At 40.2% G+C, this 1589-nt stretch carries 2 protein-coding genes; both read right to left on the reverse strand.

Features of this window, described 5'->3' with window-relative positions; translation table 11 throughout:
* Nucleotides 1-93: 93 nt before the first annotated feature.
* On the reverse strand, nucleotides 94-258 hold the full coding sequence (locus tag A6733_RS09250; protein WP_176696160.1) for a hypothetical protein: 165 nt from the start codon (nucleotides 256-258) through the stop codon (nucleotides 94-96).
* 543 nt (nucleotides 259-801) lie between these two features.
* The coding region (locus tag A6733_RS09255) for a hypothetical protein (RefSeq protein WP_176696810.1) at nucleotides 802-1589 on the reverse strand (788 nt) is incomplete at its 5' end.

The raw sequence follows: 1589 nt of genomic DNA on the forward strand, positions 1-1589 counted from the left end.
GTCCCTATCCCTCTTCCTCTTACTTTACATCTAGCTCTTCCTTGCTTACCCCCATTTTCTCCAGATCTAGTTTTTTGCTACTAGTGTCTCTTGCTATTGGTCTTTTAGATCTCCCCTTACCCTTGTCGCTTTATTTTTTATGTAATTAATCTCTGTTTCAGCCGCTTCCTCTTGTTTTAGTTCTTCATATCTCGCTCTCATTTTTTCTAGCTCTTTCTCTGCTCTTATAAAGTTTTTTGGGCCCGACTCTGCTAACACTCTCCTTAGATTTATCTCTCGTTTTCCTTAGTTATTCCTGACTTGTTCTCCATATCTTTTGTTTCGAGCTCGATGATCCAGCTCCCCCCAGTCTTACATGCTTTATTTTACTTTATATGGCTCTTCCTATTTATACCCATAACTATTTCTATCTCCTTTTTTCGACTCTCTGTTGCTGATTTTTCCTACTTCAATCTCTTTCTTATCGTGTTCAAACCTAGAAGTAGCACTTGATTGGGTTTCATTCCCAGCGCTAACACTAAATCCGATGTCAACATGAATATTCTACAGGGTCTGTTGTATTATGTTCTGGTTCAACCCAGTGCTTGCCGATGTGTAGCAATCCTTACCTTACACCACTGCTACCACTGGTGCGCTTGATTCTTGATCGCCCGTGATATCTACACCTTCTACTGTCACTGCTGCCGCAAATGTATGTGCCTTTACGCTATTTATAAGCACTTGTATTGTTGCCTTGTTAGAGTTCAAGGGTGCTTACAGCTGCCGCAGGTTGGGACGACATAACTAATCCCTTTTCCTAGTTCACGGTGAGGCAGCTCCTTCTCCTTCTGTTTGTTCAAAAGTTGAGATGCTAGACTTGATCATTTCTATTTTCCCCAGCCATAACCTCAGCTCTAGTTCTAGCACTCTTATTCTCGTTTTTATCCCCTCTAGTCTCAGAAGCAGCTCTATCTCTATCTTGCCTAATTCTACTTTTGCTTCCATTTTTAATCTACTTAACTCCATTTCTCTTTTCCGCATATCTATCGCTGTCTCTATCTCTCCCCTTTTCTTTATAAGTTCACCTAGCTCTAGCTCTAATTCTACGCTTCTACCGGTTGCTGCTATTGTTGTTCTTAATTTCAGTAAAGTTTTTTCGATCTTTCTCATTCTTGTTGTCACTTCACCTAGCTCGCTTGAACCCATTTTCTTCAGATCTAGTTCTCTAGCTACCAGTGCCTCTAGCTCTTTCTCTAGATTTTTCTCTTCCATTTCTTTTTTTATTGCTCCGTCTAGATTTTTCCTTAATCTTTCCTCTTTAGTTCTTAGATGATCAATCTCCATTGAAGCATTTCTTGCTCCCGCTTGCTGTAGTTCTTCGTATCTCGATCTCACTTTATCTAGTTCTTTCTCCATTTCTTGCAGGTCTTCTGATCCCGTTTCTGCCAGCACTTTTCTTAGTTTTCTCTCAGTTTCTTTCATCGTACTTATATCTCTTTTTCTCGAGATTAATGATCCTAGTACCTCCAGCTTTTCCATAATGTCCTTTCCGTACTCTTTTACTCTCTCTAGCTCTGCCTCTCTACATGCAGCTATACTTATAGCCGTTC

The organism is Candidatus Ichthyocystis sparus (genome assembly GCF_900078745.1).
In the GTDB taxonomy this organism is placed as follows: domain Bacteria; phylum Pseudomonadota; class Gammaproteobacteria; order Burkholderiales; family 2013Ark19i; genus Ichthyocystis; species Ichthyocystis sparus.